Source organism: Aquibacillus salsiterrae, from assembly GCF_028416595.1.
GTDB lineage: Bacteria > Bacillota > Bacilli > Bacillales > Amphibacillaceae > Aquibacillus_A > Aquibacillus_A salsiterrae.
Genome location: NZ_JAMQKC010000007.1, coordinates 32,451 through 53,356, shown reverse-complemented (window position 1 = coordinate 53,356; position 20,906 = coordinate 32,451). Strand labels below are relative to the sequence as shown.

Below are 20,906 nucleotides of genomic sequence, written 5' to 3'. Positions count from 1 at the left end.
AAAAAAAAGCCCGGGAGGTTTGTTCCAAAATCCCCGAGCGTCATAATTATTTATAAGAGTTATTTAAAAAGAAAAGTGCAATCGTTCCAGGGCCTGCATGGGCACCTACAGCAGAACCTACTAATTCGATTACAACGTTTTCTGTATGAAAATGTTGCTTTATCATGTCGGCTAATTGATTGGCAGTATCTAAATCATCGCAATGACTAATGCCAATTGGTTGACTTGTTAAATCTTTCCCATGTTCTTCCATTATTTCAATCATCCGCTTTAATACTTTTTTTGACCCACGAATCTTTTCAAGTGGAATTAGTTTGCCGTTTTCTACATGTAATAACGGCTTGATTTTTAGCAAAGTACCAACAAATGCAGCAGTTTTACTAACTCTTCCGCCTCGGTATAAATATTCTAAGTCATCAACTGTAAAAATGTGTTCCATATGGCTCGCATGATATGAGCAAACTTCTACAATCCCTTTCACGCTAGCCCCTTCACCCGCTAATTGGGCTGCTCGAATGACGACTAAACCAAATCCAAGTGAGGCACACTTTGTATCAAGGCATTCTAATTCAAAATCAGGATATTCCTCCTTAACCTCCTGCTCTGCCATTTTAGCCGATTGGTAAGTTCCTGATAACCCCGACGAAAACCCAAGGTACACACAAGGTTGTTTTTGTTGAGCATACTTCTCGAAAATTTCTTTGAATGTATGTGGCGCTACTTGAGACGTTTTCGGTGCCTTTCCATCGCGCATTGCTTGATAGACTGTTGTAGCGGAAATTGTTTTGGCATCTTCATAAATTTGATCGTCTAGTTGTACAGTTAATGGAGCCATCTCGATGTCATACTTTTCGTAGTGTTCTTTTGATAAGTCACATGCCGAATCGGTAATAATTTTCACGTTCATTTCTTTACCCCCCTATGATTTTTCGAGAGCAATATACTTCATACAATTACCATTTGATTCCCTAAGTATGTATAAGTTAATTCAGAGAACAATAAGAGAAGGTTTACCAAATTTTACTTTCGTTTAACTATAGTTTAATCGGTGCTTCATCTTTAGTCAAAAATATTATGTTCAAGTAAGCTAGGAAAAATTTGTCGGGATCATAAGATGATCCCTTCTGTGGCAAAGAGCACCACATAGATTTTCTGCTTAAGCTTGTCGGGGCTAACCAAGGCGCCTACGCTTTTCTTGATTGTCTAGCTCCGGCGCCTAGCCCCTCGAGGTCTTAAGCAAGAAATCTTTGTGGCAAAGAGCACCACATAGATTTTCTGCTTAAGCTTGTCGGGGCTAACCAAGGCGCCTACGCTTTTCTTGATTGTCTAGCTCCGGCGCCTAGCCCCTCGAGGTCTTAAGCGAAAAATCTTTGTGGCAAAGAGCGCCACATAGATTTTCTGCTTAAGCTTGTCGGGGCTAACCAAGGCGCCTATGCTTTTCTTGTAATGGATTATCATGTACAATTGTCGGGTATTTAACAGGGTATCTAATATTGTAATATATAAAGGGAGGAAGTTTTGTTTGTTTTTATTTGAGGCAAAACGTATTATTATCGTTTTTTTAGGGGCTGTGCTTAATGCCATAGCACTTAATTTCTTTTTCATTGGAGCTAATGTTTATGCAAGTGGTTTTACGGGTATCGCTCAGATTTTATCAACCATTTTTGTTGACATTATGAAAATTAATTTAAGTACAGGTATTATCCTGTTCATCTTAAACATTCCTGTAGCTATTTTAGGCTGGTTAAGAGTTGGTAAAGGGTTTACCATCTATAGCTTTCTATCCGTTGCAACTACTACACTAGTTTTAGAAATATTGCCAATCCTCCATTTATCGGATGATATTATGCTAAATGCTGTGTTCGGTGGTGTCATTGGTGGTTTAGGTGTCGGAATAACATTAAAGTGGGGGGCTTCAACTGGAGGCTCTGATATTATAGCCATGGTTATTTCAAGAGTAAAAGATAAACCAATTGGTGGGTACCTAATGTTAATAAATGGTGTTATTATCGTATTAGCAGGTTTTATTAATCGACCTGAAAATGCTCTATACACTCTTTTAGCACTTTATGTATCCACCCGGGTAATTGACACCATCCATACTCGCCATGAGAAGGTAACAGCGATGATCGTAACCAGAATGGCAGATGCGCTACAGGAAGAGATTCATAAACAGATGGTACGTGGAATAACGATTTTGCCTGCCAGGGGTGCTTATACTAAAGAGCCAAAAGATATGATGGTCCTTGTTATTACGAGGTATGAATTGTATGACCTAGAGCGAATTATTAGGGAAGTCGATCCACATGCGTTTACGAATGTAGTAGAAACGGCAGGGATTTTCGGTTTTTTCAAAAGAAATGATTAAACTGAAACCTTTCCAACTTTTTCTGCGAATGAAAAGTTAAGTAAGATGAAGGGGGTTTAATTGATGACAATGACAAACAAATTTTTAGCAATGATGGCACTCATTATCTTGTTTTTAGCAGGATGTGGTACTTTAGAACAACCTAGTCAAGCTGTTCAGGATAGTGAAGGCGGAACAGGTTCTGCAGGTGCAAGCGATGCAGAAACCCAAGCACCAGATTCTAATGAGGTTGATACTAGTTTAAATAAGATGGAAATGGATGCATCCATGGAACAGGCAGATGGGGCGATTACCTTTAACATCGAAATAATAAATAATAATGACGAAGCAGTAACATTAAAATTCTCCTCAGGTCAACAATATGAAATAACGGTAGAGAATGAAAAAGGGGAAAAGGTATATCAACTTTCTGATAGTAAAGCTTTCGCTGATGCCATCGTAGAACAAGTAATTGATCCTTCAGATAAATTGACATGGACTGAAGGGTGGGATGAGCCAGCTCTTGAACCGGGAACTTATACCGTTAACTACACGTTATTACCGGATCAAGTAAATCAACAAACGGTTGAAGCTAACCTATTCCAAATAGAAAGCACCTTTGATGTTGGACAAGACTCTAGTGATAATTCTGTATTTAGGAATGTAAAAGTTAATGGTCAAGCAGGAAAATATACAATTACAGGTGAAGTTCAAGCTTCTTCTAGTGAATTTTATTATAATGTGGAAGATGGTCATAACATGCTAGTCGAGGAAACAAAGGTAGAAGTAGAATCAAAAGAAGCTTGGAATTCATTTGAACTAGAGATTTCGATTTCCGATGATATACTGCCTACAAATGGTACGTTAACTCTTGTTTTATATGAAAAAAGTATCGACAATGGAGGACCAACGTCATCTAAGTATCTCCCACTTGATCGTTTTCAATAATAGACGGCAGTTAAATTTGTTGCACATTTAAAAAGCATTTGCTCCAATCGAGCAAATGCTTTTTCGTTTCTTTAAACTTTTATTTAGGACGTTTTAGAAGGCGCCTTGCGCTTTTCTTATGTTAATAACCGTTGTTTTCGATAATTTCTTTAACTTGATCAGACAAGCTTTCCCATTCTATATCAACTTTCTTATTCACAGTAATGAAATTTTGAAAACCAAACACATTATCCACACCGTCTAGAGCCATTAAATCATTTAATATTTTGTACTCGCTAGTTTGACCCGGCATGATGGAAAAGCTGTTATTGCCTTCAAAGATAAGGGAATTAGTTGTAAATTTCATTGCGTTAGGGTTAGGTGTAGCTTCAATACGAACACTCATTTAAAATCCTCCTAATATGATTCTTTGCATTGTCTCTAATAATCATAGCAGAATTTTGTCAAATTCAAAAGAAACTGTTGTTAATAAATTAGTTGCAATCATTTATTTCCTGGGGAATGTTGAGGGGTGTTGTCGAATGGAAGAAACAAAAGCGTTGATGCGTGATGTTTTTTTAAAAAAAAAGGGACTGACATGATAAGCCAGTCCCAGAAAAAACTCACGCATTTAAAGTTCGTTTCTTTGTTGAAGCTGTTGCTCCAGTTGTTGCAATTCTTGTTGCTCTTCTGGAGTAGCATCCGTGTAGGCAGATTGGATAGCATTTTGTGCAGCTTGTTTATCCTGCTGATTGATGTTTTGACCGTTTGTAATACGGTTAACTGCTTCTTTTGCTTGTTGGAATAAGTTGTTAGCCATCAAAAATAACCTCCTACTTAAATTGGTCTTTTACGCTCTTCCCTTTTCGTTTGCATCACTTAACCGTGAACGATAAGGAAAACGTTCATCATGTTTTTTAACGGAATCTGCACCTTGTTGAGTAAAACGTTTAGATTTACTTTTTCTACTCAAGATTAATTCCCCCCAGGATAAACAAAATGAAAAAAACCTGAACGCTTTTGCGTTCAAGTTTAGTATGAGTAGCTTGAGACAAACGATGTATTGTAGTTTTTGGTAAAAAGCTAAGCTTTTAAGTGAAGATAGTCATTTAAAAACCGACCAATTCCATCTTCTTGATTTGATTTTGTTACATGGTCGGCCATGTCTTTGAGCTTAGGAATAGCATTATTCATTGCAACACCAACACCTGCATAGTCGATCATTTCTAAATCATTATCCTCATCACCAAAGGCAATAATATGTTTTTGGTCAATGTTGTAGTACGATGCAATCCGTTGTAAGCCAACAGCTTTGTTCATCCCTTTTCTAACAATCTCGATGACTTTCCACGGCGTACCCCATTTGCGATGTTCAATGACTGAAGCATGATTGTCATCTAAATGTTGTCTAAGGTCATCGATGTGTTCATCTTTTGGGTAGATAAGCAGTGAAGTAGGATCATCTGTTAATTCATTTTTAATACTTCCAATTGTTATTTTTAATTCTGAAGTTTTAGGGAAAAAGATATCGATTATTTCTTGGTCATACCTGTCCAAATAAATGTCATCAGAAACTTCAGCCATAATATTATCAACACCAAGTTCATAACATGTTTGAATTATTTTTTTTGCTGTACGGTTCGGAAGGGGACTATGTAAAACCTCCCATTTTCTATCTTTTGGATGATGAATAAGGGCACCATTAAAGTTTACCATTGGTGTATCAAGCTCTAGTTGGTCGTAGTATTCAATACTTGCATGATGGGGCCTTCCTGTTGCAATTACCACTAGGTGACCTTCTTGTTTTGCTTTCATGATTATCTGCTTCGTTTTTTCACTAATTATTTTGTCGTCTGTCAATAGTGTTCCGTCAAGATCTAAAGCAATTAAATGCTTTTTCATATTCATGCTATTCCCCCTAGATAAGTTTAGTCTAAGTTACAACAAAATATCTGTAAAGAACAAGTTTTTGTTGTTAAATTTTGCAAGTTAATCCATGAAATAATAAGATAGGGATATGTTCATAATAAACACAGAAGAAAGGACCGTAAATAATATGATAGGTATATATAAAGAATATTGGCAATCGATTCCTGTGTTAGTTGTCGTTGATTCTGCAAAAAAGGAAGCGCCACTTCCTACCATAACGTACTTTCATGGCTTTACAAGTGCGAAAGAACATAATTTACCATTAGCTTTTCTCATGGCTGAAAAGGGTTATCGTGTGTTATTGCCTGATGCTATTTTTCATGGGGAAAGAAATGGTGACTTACCTTCTAAGGAAATGGAAGCTCGCTTTTTTGCGATAGTAGAACAAAATTTGAAAGATTTAGCGATTATTTATCAACAAGTAACAGCTGATAATCTCATTGAAGAAAACCGGTTTGGTATTGCAGGGACGAGTATGGGCGGAATAACAACTGCTGCTGCTTTAACACAATATGATTGGATTGAAGTTGCTGCTATTTTGATGGGTTCTCCAAATATAACCGAGTATGCCCAATCACTTGTTGAGAATATGAAGAAATCAGGAGTAGACATACCGTATTCTGACAAACAAATTCAAGGGATTTATCATTCTTTAGAAAAAATTGACTTATCGAAACAAGTAGATAAATTGAATGAACGACCGTTATTTTTTTGGCACGGGGAAAATGATCCTGTTGTACCGTTCGATCATGCTTATCGCTTTTATGAACATATGGTACCCCACTATAAAAACCCAGAGAACATTCGTTTCTTACGGGAAGTGAAACGTGGCCATAAGGTTAGTCGGTTTGCGATTGTTGAAACTGTTAAATGGTTCGAACTTCAGTTATAGTGTGATTTGAATTATTTAATTTATATGGCATTTATGTTTATAATGGTTATAAAGAAATAAAAGGAGGAACCAATATGGATGAAGCATTACAAGAAAACCTTATGGGTGCGCTAGAGAATGTGATTGACCCAGAGCTTGGAATAGATATTGTCAATTTAGGGCTTGTTTATGGTGTGGATTTAGATGATGATGGTATCGCAACAGTAACAATGACGTTAACTGCAATGGGGTGTCCGTTGGCAGGACATATTGAGGCAGATGTAAAACGGGTGTTAGAGGATATTCCAGAGGTCAAAGATACAAAAGTAGATATTGTTTGGAATCCACCGTGGTCAAAAGACCGAATGTCCCGTTATGCTAAAATTGCATTAGGAATTCCAGATTGATAATGTGAAATAAAATCCCTCTTTCTTACACATAGAAAGGGGGATTTGCTAGTTTATAAAACCTCGTATGATTAACTCTTTAAAAGAGCTCATATTTTTTTCGCATGTTTATTAAAGGACTAAGATGGCTACTCCGCCAGCGATAAAACAGTACAATGCAAAATATTTTAAATTTCCTTTTGCCATAATGTTCATAAACCATTTAAGTGAAAAATAAGTAGCAATAATAGATGCAAGAAATGCTAATGCATAAGGTATCCATAAATAAGAAAAGTTCTTGTCTTGAACAATATCCTCCACAGAAAGGATGAACGTACCCAAGCTAACAGGGATATACATTAAGAAAGAAAACCGAAGTGCTGTTTCTTGCTTCATCCCAAGTAACATTGCTGCGACAATGGTTGCTCCAGAGCGACTGATACCAGGAATTAATGCCACCGCTTGTGCCATCCCAATAATGATTGCATCTTTAACGGTAAGCGCACCGTCATTTTTACTTCCTTTTAAGTTTCTGATAATCCATAATGCTAAGCCTGTAACAATCAAAGTAATCCCAACCATTTGTGGGGCGCTAAATATTTCTCCGATTTGATCTTCAAATAAAATTCCAATTACTCCAGCAGGAATGGTTGCAATGATTAAATACAAAGTAAAATCAAAATCTGCTTTAGCCCGCTTGTCCCGTGATAACAGAAACCGGAGTCCATTTGTTGCTAGTCGTATAATATCGTGGCGGTATATGATTAGTACAGCAATAAGTGAACCAAAATTAACTAACACTTCAAAGGACAGCCCTTTAATATCAAGTTCAAATAAGTTCCGTAATAAAACTAAGTGTCCACTTGATGAAATTGGAATTGGTTCGGTGAATCCTTGGAAAAGTCCTAAAAAAGTGTACTTTAGTAATAAATAAAATTCCGTCAGTTTGTCCATAAAAGTATCCCTCACTTTTTTTTATGCACTACCTTTATCACATTATCTAGGCATTTTGAATAAATTAGTGATGTGACTAAAGGAAGGAGTGTTTAATATGGTAAGACCCCATGATCAACATAATCACCATCATATGTATGAATTATGTAAGAAGCATATTCATCGTTATGTATTAGTCGAATTAACTGACGGGATGAAAGTTGATGGTATTATTACCGGAATTGATAACGAAAATGTCTACTTAGCTGTGCCTAATTTGCGTAATGAACAAACAGACCGAGTCTATCCTGGTTATGGTTATCCATGGTATGGTTACCCAGGCTACGGCTATCCACCTGGGTTTGGTTATGGTCCAGGAGGAGCATTTAGACGGCTTGTATTACCACTAACTGCATTAGTTGCATTAAGTGCTTTACCTTGGTATTAAAAAGGTCGTAATAACAAACCCTTGCCATTCAAATGGCAAGGGTTTGTGAATAGTCAATTGACTATTTACAATTTTATTTTATTCTTGTTCTTCCTTTAATACACCGTCACCAATAGTTGTTATTGCGATAATAAACATGGCAGCTACCGCAAATACTGGTCCAAATTGGAAGGTTTCTCCTGCCATCGCTGTTAATACATAAGATACTAGGAAACTTAATAAAATAGCCCAAATGATTGTCCATATGTAACGCATCTAGTTCACCTCGTTTTTTTAACACTCTTTTTTTATTTTACCAAATCACCGTAAGAAAATAAACAAAACTTAAATAAGTTTGTCTGTTTTCATTATTTAAATGATCTTTTCATATGTTATATAAAGTAATTTGTTTAGGTGGTGAACCTATGTATGTAGTTTCGGGGTCATTCCATTGGATTGGTTTTCATATTGTTCAATATTTATTGGCGACTGGGCAGGAAGTAATTGGCTTAGATATAATCGATACAGACAAAAAGGATAATTTATCTATGTTTGTTGGCCGTAATAGCTCTTTCACACATGTAGAGCATTCAGATGATTTGCTCCATAATAGTAAACAGTCGGATTACATTGTTTTTGAAGTTGCCGAAGATAAAGAAAGATTTTCCCTGCCAGAATTAGGAAATAAAAAAGTATATAACTTTTGTACCACTCGAAAAGAAAATGAGGTGTTGGACGACACTTGCTATGTTAAACTGCCATTGTTATATGGAGAATGGATACCTCGTGATTATGATGGGATCTTTTTTCAAGACGAATATATACGATTTGATTCAACGCGATTTCAAAGAGAAGCCGTTTATATAAGTGATTTTATCGAATCATTATTACAGGTTATCGCAACGAGTGACAGGGTGCTAGGTACAAACCTTTTGATAATCAAACGAAAGAACGAAAGAGAGGAATATAAAGAGAAAGGTACAATCGTTGTGGATGAATCTAAACCTATGGAAAAACGCTTAGCTGAATTGGATGACCATTATGAATTGTATAAGGATTTCTATTAACAGAATTTTAATATAATTGTCGTTTACGAAAATCTCTTTACACGGTAAAATAGTACTATTAATAAGTTGTTTTCTGACTGTTAAATAGAGGAATCAATGTTGGTAATCATCGCATACTAAAATAGCCAAGCATTTGATAGTAGGAGTGCAGAAGTTGAGAAAAATTCTTGGTCTTATCTACGTGTTTTTATTATTATTTCTTTTAATCACATTAACGAGTTGTAGCAATTATGGTCAAGGGGATATTCAAAAGGTTGGCATGTTAGTTGAGAATTCAATTAACGATCAAACATGGGGAAATAAAGGGTACAAAGGTTTAGTAGAAATTAAAGACGAATTAAATGTCGATGTCTATTTTAAAGAAGACATTAAAACACAACAAGAGGTGAACCGTGCTGTAGAACAATTTTCGGCAAAAGGTGTCAATCTTATTTTTGGACATAGTAATATTTACGGGAAAATGTTTGAAAAAATAAGCGACTCCTATCCCAATATTCATTTCGTTTATTTTAATGGAGGTTATTACGCAGACAATTTGACTAGCTTAAACTTCAGTTCACATGCAATGGGTTTCTTTGGTGGGATGGTTGCTGGTAAAATGACGAAAACCAATCAAGTTGGTATTATTGCAGCATATGAATGGCAGCCAGAGATTGAAGGTTTCTATGAGGGCGTCAATTATCAAAATCCAAATGCGAATGTACAAATGGATTTTGTCAATAGTTGGGACAACTCTAAGCGAGCTAGTGAACTATTCGAAAAAATGAACAAGCAGAATGTCGATGTTTTTTATCCTGCTGGTGATTCTTTTAGTATTAGAATAATTAATCAGGCTAAAGAAGCCGGGAAATACGCAATCGGGTTTGTTTCCGACCAAATAGGCCTTGGAAAGAGTACTGTGTTAACAAGCACCGTACAACAAGTGGATAATCTGTATTTGTTAGCAGCAAAACAATTTAATGAAGGGGAATTAGAGGGTGGTGTTTTCACCTATGATTTTAATGATGGGGTGATAACAATGGGAGAATTTAGCCCTGAAGTCCCAAACTCTTTTAAAATGAAATTGGAGGGTGCTATTGAACGTTATAAAGAAACAGGATTATTACCTAATGAATCGTGAAACCATGGAAGGCTAGACTAAAGCCAATCGTCTAGCCCTTTTTTAAAAAAAGATAAAAAGGATAAATAAATCCAAGAGCTGTCTATCTTCAGGCGCCTACCCCCGCCTGAGGTCTTAAGCAGAAAATCTTTGCGCGTACGCCTTTGTTGTAGAGTCTTTACTTGATTTAAGAAAAAAAATACATTAAAATTAGCACCAAGTACTAAGATTAGATTATAAATACTCGTGAGGAGTTGAAATAAGTGAACGCCGGTATTATTGGTACAGGTCATTATTTACCTGAAAAAATATTAACAAATAAAGAGTTAGAGAAAATGGTAGATACAAGTGATGAGTGGATTAGATCAAGAACGGGTATCGAAGAAAGAAGAATAGCTGATGACAGTATGGATACGTCTGATCTTGCTTTTAATGCTGCCGTTAATGCGCTTGAAGACGCTAAAATTAAGGCAGAAGAACTGGATTTAATTTTAGTTGCTACGGTTACTCCTGATACATCTTTTCCAAGTGTGTCGTGTATGATTCAGAATCGATTAGGAGCAACAAAAGCTGCAGCGATGGATGTTAGTGCTGCATGTGCGGGATTTATGTATGGTGTCATTACAGCTCAGCAGTTTATCCAGAATAATGCATATAAAAACATACTGGTAGTTGGTGTAGAGAAGCTTTCCAAAATTACTGATTGGACTGACCGTAATACTTGTGTTCTTTTTGGTGATGGTGCTGGTGCTGCTGTAATTGGTCCTGTTAGTGAAGGAAAGGGTATCCTTTCTTTTGAATTAGGATCAGATGGCAGTGGTGGAAAACATTTATTACAAGATAAAGACCATATAAGTATGAATGGTAGAGAAGTTTTTAAATTTGCAGTAAGACAGATGCCGGAATCATCCGTTCATGTTGTGGAAAAAGCAGGGTATAGTACGGATGACGTTGACTATTTAATTCCACATCAAGCAAACATTCGAATTATGGAAGCAGCACGGGAACGGCTAGGGTTGCCAAAAGAAAAAATGGCTACATCTGTGAAGAAATATGGAAATACTTCTGCAGCATCAATCCCAATTGCTTTATCTGAAGAAGTGAAAAGCGGGAAAATAAAAGAGGATGATTTGGTCGTTTTAGTTGGGTTTGGCGGAGGTCTCACATGGGGTGCAGTTGCAATTCGTTGGGGTAGGTAAAGGATATCTATAATGGTGTGATCATATTTTCTGAAAAGAGATAGGAGGAAGGCCTTGTGGAAAAAAGACGTGTAGTTATTACAGGATTGGGAGCAGTAACTCCAGTAGGCAACACTATTGATGAGATTTGGGCAAACCTTGTTAAAGGTAATTCTGGAATTGATTATATAACGAAAGTAAATAAAGATGATTTTCCGGCAAAAGTAGCAGGTGAAATTAAAGACTGGGATCCAAGCATTTATATGGATAAAAAAGATGCAAAGCGAATGGATTTATTTACACAATATGCTGTAGCATCAGCTAAAATGGCCTTAGAGGATGCAAAGTTAGAAATAACAGACGACATCGCACCGCGTGTTGGTGTTTGGGTAGGTTCAGGTATTGGTGGCATGGCAACCTACGAGGAGCAGTTCCACAAATTTATTGAAAAAGGTTATAAGCGAGTAAGTCCGTTTTTCGTTCCAATGCTAATCCCAGATATGGCTTCTGGTCAAATTTCAATCCAATTTGGGGCTAAAGGTATTAATAACTGCTCGGTAACAGCATGTGCTTCTGGTGCAAACTCAATTGGTGATGCATTTAAGGTTATTGAACGTGGTGATGCTGATTATATGATTACAGGAGGAGCGGAGGCACCGCTTACGAATATGGCATTTGCTGGCTTCTCTAGTGCCCGCGCTTTATCCTTTAATGACGATCCAAAAACAGCAAGTCGTCCTTTTGATAAAAACCGTGATGGATTTGTCATGGGGGAGGGTTCTGGTATTCTTATTTTAGAATCATTAGAGTCTGCACAAAAGCGAGGAGCAAAGGTCTATGCTGAATTGGTCGGCTATGGTTCTGCTGGTGATGCCTATCACATTACCTCTCCAGCACCAGAAGGAGAAGGTGCGTCGCGTGCGATGAATCAAGCAATTGAAGATGCAGGTATCGATGTACAAGCAATTGATTATGTAAACGCCCATGGAACTAGTACAGAACTAAACGACTCATTTGAAACGTTAGCAATTAAACATGTTTTTGGTGAACATGCGTATAATCTTGCAGTGTCTTCAACAAAATCAATGACTGGCCATTTACTAGGCGCAGCTGGTGCAGTTGAAGCAATAGCATGTATTAAGGCGCTTGGGGATAATGTTATACCACCGACAATTAATTATGAAACACCAGACCCTGATTGTGATCTAGATTACGTTCCGAATAAGGCAAAAGAAAAAGAACTAACCTTTACGTTAAGTAATTCACTAGGTTTTGGTGGCCACAATGTTGCATTAATTTTTAAAAAATATCAGGGCTAGGGCGAACTTTATGGTTTTCGATAATGTCAAAAAAGAATAGTTTAACAACCGCATGGATAGTGATAGTATCCATGTGTTTTTTTTAGATGAAAAAAATCCATACATGTAAAAACATCCAGCAAGAACCTCGTCCAGCCTGTGCTTTTGTTCATAACCGTGACTGAATGCAAGCCTAATTCGGACTGGAAATGTAGGTACTGCTATCATTAAAATCAATCATTATCTATCAACTTCTATCATATAGTTAGATAAAGACTATTGGACAGGCAGGAGAGGTAGAATTGTGATTTACTTACTTATCTTTTTGATAGGGTTTGGACTAGCAGTTTCTGGCGGCGTTTCAATCATACTTTATTTGAATTTTATACCAGCAGGACTCAACTGGCATGATTATTTAACCTTTATTCAAGGAAGGATTGAATGCTATTTTCTTCCGATTGGTTTAATTATCATGATAGCAACCATCAACAAATTACCTGTTAAATAATAGAAACAATAGAATAAATTTTCCTTAAATGGTCATAATGTATTTTAAAGAAAGTCCAAACGGTTACGTTACTTAGACCTTTTGGCTATTAGATTCAAGTAAAGCGAGGGTTCGACACATGTTATATTTACACGATGTATGGGTGAACTGGTTTGAAGGAGAAGAAAACGGTTATAATGTTTGTCATTTCCATGAATGGAGAAAAGAGGACGGAATAGAACTTTTAGATCAGGTACCAATTCTGTACATAGATGATGTACTGTATAATTTTATCGAGAATGACCTTCAAGATTTACCAAAGCCCTTATTGGATAGTATTTATAAACGCGCCTACCTACGAAAGAATCAAGAAAGAATCTCTTTAGAGTATGCATGTATCGTAACCAATGGAAAATCAATTATTGCTTTTGATACTATGGGGTATTATTTGCCAGTCAGGAAAAGCCGGTTAATTCCAAGACAAGAACGTCTCGTTTATGAAATGATTGACGGGTCAACCCCACATGAATTTTCCTTTACGGAAAAGCAGAAAGAAAAAGAATATCACATATTGTCTCTATCTCCAAAGTTAATGGTAGGACTTACAAGAAAAGAAAGACAGTTGAAGCAATTATTAATGATGGCGCTAGATCAATTAAAAAGCACTAACAACATTGAAGAGGTAAGGTACTGGTTAACGGAGTGGGATCCGGAAAGATATTCGGAAATCAAACATATGCATTTTGAAGAGGCATGGGAAGAACTTTATCGAGGTGTTGTAGACGGATGGACTAGATCTCATGAAGATTTATGCGGAAAGTTAATCAAAGGTCAGCCATTTTTTGAAAAAATGTGGGAACTTGAACAAGATACCGACCAATACAATAACACATTTAAGAGAATGCTTTAAACGTAAAAAAAGACGTCCAATTTTTAGGACGTCTTTTTTTGAGCTAGTCGAGCCTGCCCAAGGCACTTCCGCTTTTTGTTCTTGTCTAGCGTAGAGCGCCTAAGTCTCTCGGGGTCTGACAGGCGCTCTACGCTTTTCTTTTTATTCTTCCTAATCCCATTGCTTTTTTTGCTTTTGTTAACATTTTAGTTGCAGTGAAGCTTGCTTTGTCTGCTCCGTTATCTAAAATATCGTCTAATTCCTGTGAATGGATTAATTCATGGTAACGTTCTTGGATTGGCTTAAGAGCTTCTATAACAGCATTTGCTGTATCTTGCTTGAACTCGCCATAGCCTTTTCCGTGATACCTTTCTTCTAATTCTGAAATGGTTTGGCCAGTACAACTTGCGTAAATCGTAAGTAGGTTACTTATTCCAGGCTTATTCTCTTTGTCATACTTTACAATTCCTTCAGAGTCAGTGACAGCACTTTTTATTTTCTTTTCAATTTGTTTCTCATCATCGAGCATAAAGATAGATGCCTTTTGATTTTCATCTGACTTACTCATTTTCTTGGTCGGTTCCTGTAAAGACATGATACGTGCTCCAACCTTTGGAATACTGATTTCAGGCACCGTAAAAATATCATTATATTTGTTATTGAACCTCTGCGCAAGGTTTCTTGTTAATTCTAAATGTTGTTTTTGGTCATCTCCTACAGGAACAATATCTGTTCCATACAGTAAAATATCTGCAGCCATTAATGGAGGATACGTTAGTAGGGAAGATGAAACAGCTTCTTTTCCGTCAGATTTATCCTTAAACTGTGTCATTCTTTCTAGTTCACCAATATAACTAATTGATTGCATCATCCAGCCAAGCTGCGTATGAGCACCTACCTCTGATTGAATAAACAAGGTTGATTTTTCTGGGTCGATTCCAGATGCAAGATAAAGTGCTGCGAGTGAGCGAATGTTTTCTCTTAATTTTAATCGATCCTGTGGAACTGTAATCGCGTGTTCGTCAACGATGCAGAAATAACAGTTATTTTCCTCTTGCAATGTAACAAAATGTTTCATCGCACCAAGATAATTACCGATTGTTAGTGTGCCACTTGGTTGTATACCTGAGAATATTGTTTTCATTTCTTTCACCTCATATAATTTTTAGATCAGTGTAATAAAAGTAAACACAAAAAAAGCTCATTCACTCCCAATTGGAAGGGACGAATGAACCGCGGTGCCACCCTTATTATTCTGCAGTTATGACAGAATCACTTTAATAGTTAATCAGCTCGAAAGTCCAATTCCAATATACCTTGATGCTTGTTTCCACCGACCACAAGCTCTCTTTAAAATCAGAGGGTTATTGTACTACGCCTTTTTCATTGCTAATGATATTGGTTTTTTAATATTATATATTTCATTCTGCTCAGGTGCAAGTGTTAGGTGTTTGCTACCTCAACAACAGGATCAATTTGAATATCCGATTTCATTTAACCACTGGTTTAGTATATTAACAGTTAGGTCTTCATGGGCTGTTTTTTAAGTAGTCGAGATCTAAACGTTTCAAATGAGTTAAAAATATCTACTATTTAATCTCGAGAACAAGGGTAGAGTGAGTAAAAAGTCTACTTTCAGTAATAAAATATTTACGGCTTAATATAAAAATGTAAAAGATAATATAACATGGTAAAATAATAATACCAATAGAGAGGGATAGAAAGGAGAAATGAAATGAATCAATACCGTGATGATTCTGTGTCTGTGGAAGAGTATTTTCGAATACGTGAAAGCGCTGATTCATTACTAGAATATATTGACGGACTTGTTTATATGTCACCATCACCATCAACGAAGCATCAACGTGTATCCAGTAGGCTGCAAACTAAATTTGGTAATTTCCTTGAAGGGAAGTCTTGTGAAGTGTTTCCTGCACCGTACGATATTGAATTGAAAGACGATACAATAGAGGGAACAAAAATTGTCATTCCAGACATTAGCATCATATGTGATAAAAGTGGTTTTACCGATGCTAGATATGTTGGTGTTCCGAATTTGGTTGTTGAAATATTAAGCCCATCCAATCAATCGCATGATTTGATTACAAAGCTCAACCTCTATATGAGCTATCGTGTTAAGGAATATTGGATAGTTAATCCGATGCTGAATACGGTAACGGTATATGCTTTAAATGATGAGAAAATGTACGAACAATTTGACATTAAAACAGATACAGGAGAAATAACTTCTAAAGTCCTAGCTGGTTTTCGTATTAATTTAAGGCATCTTTTTAGGGAGTGATTGCTCCATTTTATCCCGTATTAACGGGCAGTGATACCCCCACTGATTGAAGTTTAACTTTATCGCTTTCTAGCATAGTAGCCACTAAGAAGTATACTTCTTAGTGGCTACTATGCTTTTTCTCAGACAGTCGAATTACATATAATAAATAGTTAATAATATTACCATAATTATTGTTAAAAAAGTCCCTTGAAATAAAAAGAAGGTCAATACCGGCTTGGAAATCCGCTCAGAAGGCTGTGGTTTATTTTCTTCTTCATCAAAAACAGGCCTGCTGAAGCTCGCTGCTACCTTTCGAAATCCATAAACAATTCCATCAAAAAACTTTCCTTTGATCGTGAACATTAATAACGAGCAAGTAAGATAAAAGAAACCAACATAAAACAAAGTATTTATCATACTTAACAAAAGGTTGTTACCAACAACCAGTGTATACAGAATGATTCCAAGTAAATTTGCGCTTAAAAATAACCATTTATTTTGAATGAATCTCATACGTTCACAACCTTGTACTTATTATACGATTAATATTTTCCCAACATAGTATAGCATGTTTCAAAAAAATCTATTACAATCTCACATAGAACTGGTGAGTAAGGTTAAGATATTTGATATAAAAGGAAAAATCCTCAATATAAAAATAGGTAATTAGTGCTATTTTTGACGAATTAACCATAAATATTTCGCAATTTCCATATTTTTGACTAAAAAAAATAATGCGCAATTGTTGGAAAAATTGTATAATCCACTTATGTAGGTGTAACATCTGCAAAAATATTTAGAAAATTGGGGAGGTCATTATCAAATGAGAAAGGCAAATTGGCTTTTATTAGTACTAGTTGTAGTACTAAGTATGTTCCTAGCTGCTTGTTCAGGTGGAGATGATACAACTGAAGAAGATACAGGAACAGATACTCAACAAGGATCAGAAGGCGATAGTACGAACGAGGAAGGAAATGATGGTAAGGTTTTACGTGTCGTTTCAACATCTGAGATTCCATCCCTCGATCCTGCTCAAGCTACAGACTCTGTAAGTATTCAATATACAGATAGTCTATATGAAGGTCTTTATCGTTTGAAAACAGGTGGAGAAATTGTATCTGGTATTGCGAATGAAGACGAAACTGTTATAAGTGAAGACGGGTTAACGTACACATTTAAATTACGTGAAGATGCAAAATGGTCAAACGGTGAGCCTGTTACTGCTAATGACTTTGTTTACGCATGGAGAAGAGCAATTACACCAGAAACTGCTTCAGTATATGGTGAGTACCTGATGAGTGGTGCAATTAAAAATGCAACCGAAATTTATGCAGGTGAATTAGAGCCAACTGAATTAGGTGTAACGGCTGAGGATGACTATACATTAAAAGTAGAATTGGTTAAACCAGTTCCATATTTTGAATCGTTTGTTGCATTCCCAACATTCCTTCCACTTAACCAAGCGTTTGTTGAAGAACAAGGGGAAAACTTTGCAATTGAGCTTGATAACCTATTATTTAATGGTCCGTTCGTTTTAACTGAGTGGGATAATGCTGCTGGGTGGAAACTTGAGCGTAACGACCAATACTGGGATAAAGACAACGTTGACCTTGATGGAATAAACGTTAAAGTTGTTAAAGAAACTGGTACGGCTGTAAGTTTATATGAAAAAGGGGAAATTGACCGAGTTGGTCTTTCAGGCGAATTCGTAGATCAAAAGAAAACAAGCCCAGATTACTATTCTTTAAGTGAAGCGACCGTATTCTGGTTAAAGTTTAACCAAGGTTCTAGCACAAAAGGCGAATATATGCAAAACGAGAACTTCAGACGTGCGATTGCGCAAGGGTTTGATAAGGAAGCATTTATCAACATCGTTTATGGAAACGACTCTATTCCAGCTGATTATTTTGTACCTTCTGACTTTGTACAAAATCCTGAAACTGGCGAAGATTTCCGCGCGAAATATGGTAACATTATCTCTTATGACCTAGAAACGGCACAAAGTGCATGGGAAAAAGCAAAGCAAGAACTAGGTTTTGAAGAAGTTTCCCTTGTATTCTTAAGTGGTGATTCTGATGTTGGTAAAGCCATTACGGAATTCTTTAAATCAGAGCTTGAAAAGAATTTAGAAGGCTTAACAATTGAACTTCAAAATGTTCCATGGTCTGAGCAATTAGAAATCATGGATGCTCAAGAATATGAACTTGCCTTCTCTGGTTGGGGTCCTGACTATAAAGATGCTATTTCCTTTATTGACCTATGGGAAACAGGCGGAGCTAATAATGACATTGGATACTCCAATGATGAGTATGATGCACTTGTTAAGTCTGTGAAAAATGAGCTTGCACTTAAACCTGTTGAACGCTTTGAAGCAATGCAAGAAGCTGAGAAGATTATGCTTGATGAGGCTGGTATCGGTCCTGTAATGCAACGTAAAACATCTGTTCTTTCTAAGAACTATGTAACTGGGATGGAACAATTAAACCCATTCGGACCAAGCTATAGCTATAAGTACGTTGGCATAGAAAAATAAACTTTAGATAACCATTTTTGTTGTTGATAAGAGAGTATATGTTTTGTCGAATCGGCATACATATGCTCTCTTTTCCCATGATAGGCAAACTATCAGAAAGTTATTGGTTTTCAAAATAATCACAAAATGCAAGCGTTTATCACGCTGTGGAGGTGTACCAATGAGTAAATATCTTTTGCAAAGAATAGGATACATGGTTATAACTCTGTTCATCATTGCAACAGCAACATTTTTCTTGATGAAGCTATTACCTGGCTCACCGTTTAATCAGCTTGCTTCTAAACTATCTGATGAACAGATGGCAATACTTTTAAGTAGATATGGATTGGACCAACCAGTACCTATCCAATATTTTAACTATATCGTTGGGCTTATCCAGGGAGATTTAGGGGTGTCTTTTCAATTTAATAATCAAGATGTGACGAAATTGATCATGAACAGACTTGCTCCGTCAGCTTATTTGGGCGGACAAGCAATGATTATAGGGACAATTTTGGGCATCGTGTTAGGAATGGTTGCAGCTATTCGTAATAATACATGGATTGATTATACATCGAACGTTGTTGCAGTTATTGGTATTTCCATTCCTTCGTTTGTTTTTGCTGGACTATTGCAATATTACATTGCGGTGAAATGGGACTTGTTACCAGTTGCATTCTGGGAAGGATTTGAATATACGATTCTCCCGACAATTTCTCTTATGATTTTTCCACTTGCCATTTGTGCTCGCTTCATGAGAACAGAAATGATGGAAGTGTTAGGATCCGATTACATTGAATTAGCACGTGCAAAGGGTATGACAAAGTCAACCATCATGTTAAAGCATGCAATGAGAAATGCACTCGTTCCAGTTATAACTGTGCTTGGTCCTATGACGGTTAGTTTAATGACCGGAACGTTAGTAATAGAACAAATTTTTGCGATACCTGGGTTGGGGGAGCAGTTTGTTAGGTCAATTAGTGTTAACGATTACCCAATGATAATGGGCACAACTTTGTTATTTTCTGTATTGTTTATCGTGGTTATTTTAATCGTTGACATCATGTATGGTCTAATCGACCCACGTATTCGTATTACGGGAGGGAAGGACTAATGCCGACAAATAACAAACAACTACCAAAAGAACTGTTTGAACCAATTGAGTTATCGGCCGAAAAAGGTGAGGAACTAACCCGTCCTGAGCTTTCCTATTGGAAGGATGCATGGATTCGTCTTCGGAAAAACAAAGGTGCCATTATTGGTCTTGTGTTTTTATTCCTTATTGCTGTAATGGCTCTTATAGGGCCGCTAATGAATGACTATTCAATTGAAGAAACAAATTATGATGCTTCAAATATACCGCCCAGGATAAAAGGGTTAGAATGGTTAGGGTTTGATGGCATTCAGAAATGGCGAGTTCAGGGAACGACGGAAGATGATGCAATTACTCGCGGATTAACAGGTATGGAAATTGGTGAAGAATATTTAATTTCATCAAAAGTAGTTGAGGAACCAAATAAGGATAATGACAACTATTATACTGTTGAATTGGAATTCGATGTATATGGTGCAAGAGGCTTAGAAGATAAATATTATTGGTTTGGAACTGATAGTATGGGACGTGACTTGTGGACTAGAACATGGAATGGAACACGTATCTCGCTTTTAATAGGGATTGTTGCAGCAGCGATTGATATGCTTATCGGTGTCCTATACGGTGGTATTTCTGGATATTACGGCGGACGAGTCGACAATTACATGCAACGTGTAATTGAAATTCTAACTGGTATTCCAAATTTAGTTATTGTTATTTTAATGATTGTTGTTTTAAAACCAGGTTTAATAGCTATTATTTTGGCTTTAACTATTACAGGCTGGACTGGAATGGCTCGTATTGTTCGAAGCCAAATTTTAAAGCTGAAAAACCAAGAGTTTGTTTTGGCTGCAAGAACATTAGGTGCTTCAGACAAGCGAATTCTTATGAAACACTTGATTCCGAACGTAACTGGAATGATTATCATTAATACAATGTTTACCATTCCAAGTGCTATTTTCTTTGAAGCTTTCTTAAGTTTTATTGGTTTAGGACTTCAACCCCCAATTGCATCACTTGGAACGTTAATTAATGATGCATTTAAGTCGTACCGAATTTATCCTTATATGTTGGTTTACCCGGCCATTATTATTTCCTTTCTAATGATTGGTTTTAATATTCTTGCTGATGGTATTCGTGACGCATTAGATCCAAAAATGAAAAGATAGAAAGGCGGGT

Annotated in this window: 24 protein-coding genes and 1 other annotated feature; of the genes, 15 read left to right on the top strand and 9 right to left on the bottom strand. The window is 36.5% G+C overall.

The annotated features are described in order from the left end of the window. Window positions 1–46: 46 nt before the first annotated feature. The gene (locus tag NC799_RS09925) at window positions 47–907 is read right to left on the bottom strand and encodes a DegV family protein (RefSeq protein ID WP_272446297.1); all 861 of its coding nucleotides are present in this window, start codon (window positions 905–907) and stop codon (window positions 47–49) included. 615 nt (window positions 908–1,522) lie between these two features. On the opposite strand from NC799_RS09925, the gene NC799_RS09920 reads away from it, so the two are divergent. Next, window positions 1,523–2,368 (top strand): YitT family protein, encoded by an 846-nt coding sequence (locus NC799_RS09920; protein WP_272446296.1) that lies wholly within the window; start codon window positions 1,523–1,525, stop codon window positions 2,366–2,368. Window positions 2,369–2,431: 63 nt separating this feature from the next. Continuing rightward, the gene (locus tag NC799_RS09915; RefSeq protein ID WP_272446295.1) at window positions 2,432–3,295 is read left to right on the top strand and encodes a BsuPI-related putative proteinase inhibitor; all 864 of its coding nucleotides are present in this window, start codon (window positions 2,432–2,434) and stop codon (window positions 3,293–3,295) included. Between the two features lie 121 nt (window positions 3,296–3,416). On the opposite strand, the gene NC799_RS09910 is transcribed toward NC799_RS09915, so the two are convergent. The 4 genes from NC799_RS09910 to NC799_RS09895 form a co-directional block, all read right to left on the bottom strand. After that, window positions 3,417–3,680, bottom strand: coding sequence for a NifU N-terminal domain-containing protein (locus NC799_RS09910; RefSeq protein ID WP_272446294.1), 264 nt, complete (start codon window positions 3,678–3,680; stop codon window positions 3,417–3,419). Between the two features lie 225 nt (window positions 3,681–3,905). Then, the gene (locus NC799_RS09905) at window positions 3,906–4,094 is read right to left on the bottom strand and encodes a DUF3813 family protein (protein ID WP_272446293.1); all 189 of its coding nucleotides are present in this window, start codon (window positions 4,092–4,094) and stop codon (window positions 3,906–3,908) included. Between the two features lie 30 nt (window positions 4,095–4,124). After that, entirely contained in the window at window positions 4,125–4,247 is a 123-nt protein-coding gene (locus tag NC799_RS09900) for a competence protein (RefSeq protein WP_272446292.1), read from the bottom strand. Between the two features lie 110 nt (window positions 4,248–4,357). Continuing rightward, complete coding sequence (locus tag NC799_RS09895) at window positions 4,358–5,182, bottom strand: Cof-type HAD-IIB family hydrolase (protein WP_272446291.1); 825 nt, start codon at window positions 5,180–5,182, stop codon at window positions 4,358–4,360. Between the two features lie 148 nt (window positions 5,183–5,330). Here NC799_RS09895 and NC799_RS09890 point away from each other — a divergent pair, with 148 nt between their 5' ends. Beyond that, the gene (locus tag NC799_RS09890; RefSeq protein WP_272446290.1) at window positions 5,331–6,095 is read left to right on the top strand and encodes a prolyl oligopeptidase family serine peptidase; all 765 of its coding nucleotides are present in this window, start codon (window positions 5,331–5,333) and stop codon (window positions 6,093–6,095) included. A gap of 74 nt (window positions 6,096–6,169) precedes the next feature. Continuing rightward, a complete protein-coding gene (locus tag NC799_RS09885) occupies window positions 6,170–6,481 on the top strand; it encodes a metal-sulfur cluster assembly factor (RefSeq protein ID WP_272446289.1) in 312 nt (103 codons plus the stop codon). Window positions 6,482–6,592: 111 nt separating this feature from the next. Here NC799_RS09885 and NC799_RS09880 read toward each other — a convergent pair whose 3' ends face one another. Then, window positions 6,593–7,414 (bottom strand): undecaprenyl-diphosphate phosphatase, encoded by an 822-nt coding sequence (locus NC799_RS09880; RefSeq protein ID WP_272446288.1) that lies wholly within the window; start codon window positions 7,412–7,414, stop codon window positions 6,593–6,595. Window positions 7,415–7,511: 97 nt separating this feature from the next. On the opposite strand from NC799_RS09880, the gene NC799_RS09875 reads away from it, so the two are divergent. Next, on the top strand, window positions 7,512–7,841 hold the full coding sequence (locus NC799_RS09875; RefSeq protein ID WP_272446287.1) for a hypothetical protein: 330 nt from the start codon (window positions 7,512–7,514) through the stop codon (window positions 7,839–7,841). Between the two features lie 78 nt (window positions 7,842–7,919). Here NC799_RS09875 and NC799_RS09870 read toward each other — a convergent pair whose 3' ends face one another. After that, complete coding sequence (locus tag NC799_RS09870) at window positions 7,920–8,096, bottom strand: DUF2929 family protein (protein ID WP_272446286.1); 177 nt, start codon at window positions 8,094–8,096, stop codon at window positions 7,920–7,922. A gap of 149 nt (window positions 8,097–8,245) precedes the next feature. On the opposite strand from NC799_RS09870, the gene NC799_RS09865 reads away from it, so the two are divergent. From NC799_RS09865 to NC799_RS09840, 6 genes are all read left to right on the top strand, one after another. Next, window positions 8,246–8,887 (top strand): hypothetical protein, encoded by a 642-nt coding sequence (locus NC799_RS09865; protein WP_272446285.1) that lies wholly within the window; start codon window positions 8,246–8,248, stop codon window positions 8,885–8,887. Between the two features lie 145 nt (window positions 8,888–9,032). Next, the gene (locus tag NC799_RS09860; RefSeq protein WP_334313859.1) at window positions 9,033–10,007 is read left to right on the top strand and encodes a BMP family ABC transporter substrate-binding protein; all 975 of its coding nucleotides are present in this window, start codon (window positions 9,033–9,035) and stop codon (window positions 10,005–10,007) included. A 242-nt stretch (window positions 10,008–10,249) separates the two neighbouring features. Beyond that, complete coding sequence (locus NC799_RS09855) at window positions 10,250–11,185, top strand: beta-ketoacyl-ACP synthase III (RefSeq protein WP_272446283.1); 936 nt, start codon at window positions 10,250–10,252, stop codon at window positions 11,183–11,185. Between the two features lie 56 nt (window positions 11,186–11,241). Next, window positions 11,242–12,483 carry a beta-ketoacyl-ACP synthase II gene (gene fabF, locus NC799_RS09850; protein WP_272446282.1) on the top strand — a complete coding sequence of 414 codons (1,242 nt, stop codon included), beginning with the start codon at window positions 11,242–11,244 and terminating at the stop codon, window positions 12,481–12,483. 283 nt (window positions 12,484–12,766) lie between these two features. Next, window positions 12,767–12,970, top strand: coding sequence for a hypothetical protein (locus tag NC799_RS09845; protein WP_272446281.1), 204 nt, complete (start codon window positions 12,767–12,769; stop codon window positions 12,968–12,970). Window positions 12,971–13,088: 118 nt separating this feature from the next. Next, entirely contained in the window at window positions 13,089–13,859 is a 771-nt protein-coding gene (locus tag NC799_RS09840) for a YjbA family protein (RefSeq protein ID WP_272446280.1), read from the top strand. A gap of 127 nt (window positions 13,860–13,986) precedes the next feature. Here the strand turns inward: NC799_RS09840 and trpS are convergent, their stop codons facing one another. Then, window positions 13,987–14,982, bottom strand: a complete 996-nt coding sequence (gene trpS / locus NC799_RS09835) for a tryptophan--tRNA ligase (RefSeq protein ID WP_272446279.1) — start codon at window positions 14,980–14,982, stop codon at window positions 13,987–13,989. 73 nt (window positions 14,983–15,055) lie between these two features. Then, window positions 15,056–15,234: a binding site (T-box leader), on the bottom strand. Window positions 15,235–15,573: 339 nt separating this feature from the next. On the opposite strand from trpS, the gene NC799_RS09830 reads away from it, so the two are divergent. Then, entirely contained in the window at window positions 15,574–16,140 is a 567-nt protein-coding gene (locus NC799_RS09830) for a Uma2 family endonuclease (protein WP_272446278.1), read from the top strand. 135 nt (window positions 16,141–16,275) lie between these two features. On the opposite strand, the gene NC799_RS09825 is transcribed toward NC799_RS09830, so the two are convergent. Continuing rightward, entirely contained in the window at window positions 16,276–16,635 is a 360-nt protein-coding gene (locus tag NC799_RS09825; RefSeq protein ID WP_272446277.1) for a DUF3899 domain-containing protein, read from the bottom strand. A gap of 310 nt (window positions 16,636–16,945) precedes the next feature. Between NC799_RS09825 and NC799_RS09820 the strand changes: the two genes are divergently transcribed. From NC799_RS09820 to opp3C, 3 genes are all read left to right on the top strand, one after another. Further along, a complete protein-coding gene (locus tag NC799_RS09820; protein WP_272446276.1) occupies window positions 16,946–18,655 on the top strand; it encodes a peptide ABC transporter substrate-binding protein in 1,710 nt (569 codons plus the stop codon). Between the two features lie 160 nt (window positions 18,656–18,815). After that, window positions 18,816–19,748, top strand: coding sequence for an oligopeptide ABC transporter permease (opp3b, locus tag NC799_RS09815; protein ID WP_272446275.1), 933 nt, complete (start codon window positions 18,816–18,818; stop codon window positions 19,746–19,748). Beyond that, a complete protein-coding gene (gene opp3C, locus NC799_RS09810; RefSeq protein WP_272446274.1) occupies window positions 19,748–20,896 on the top strand; it encodes an oligopeptide ABC transporter permease in 1,149 nt (382 codons plus the stop codon). The genes opp3b and opp3C overlap by 1 nt, the downstream gene beginning before the upstream one ends. The last annotated feature ends 10 nt before the right edge of the window (window positions 20,897–20,906 follow it).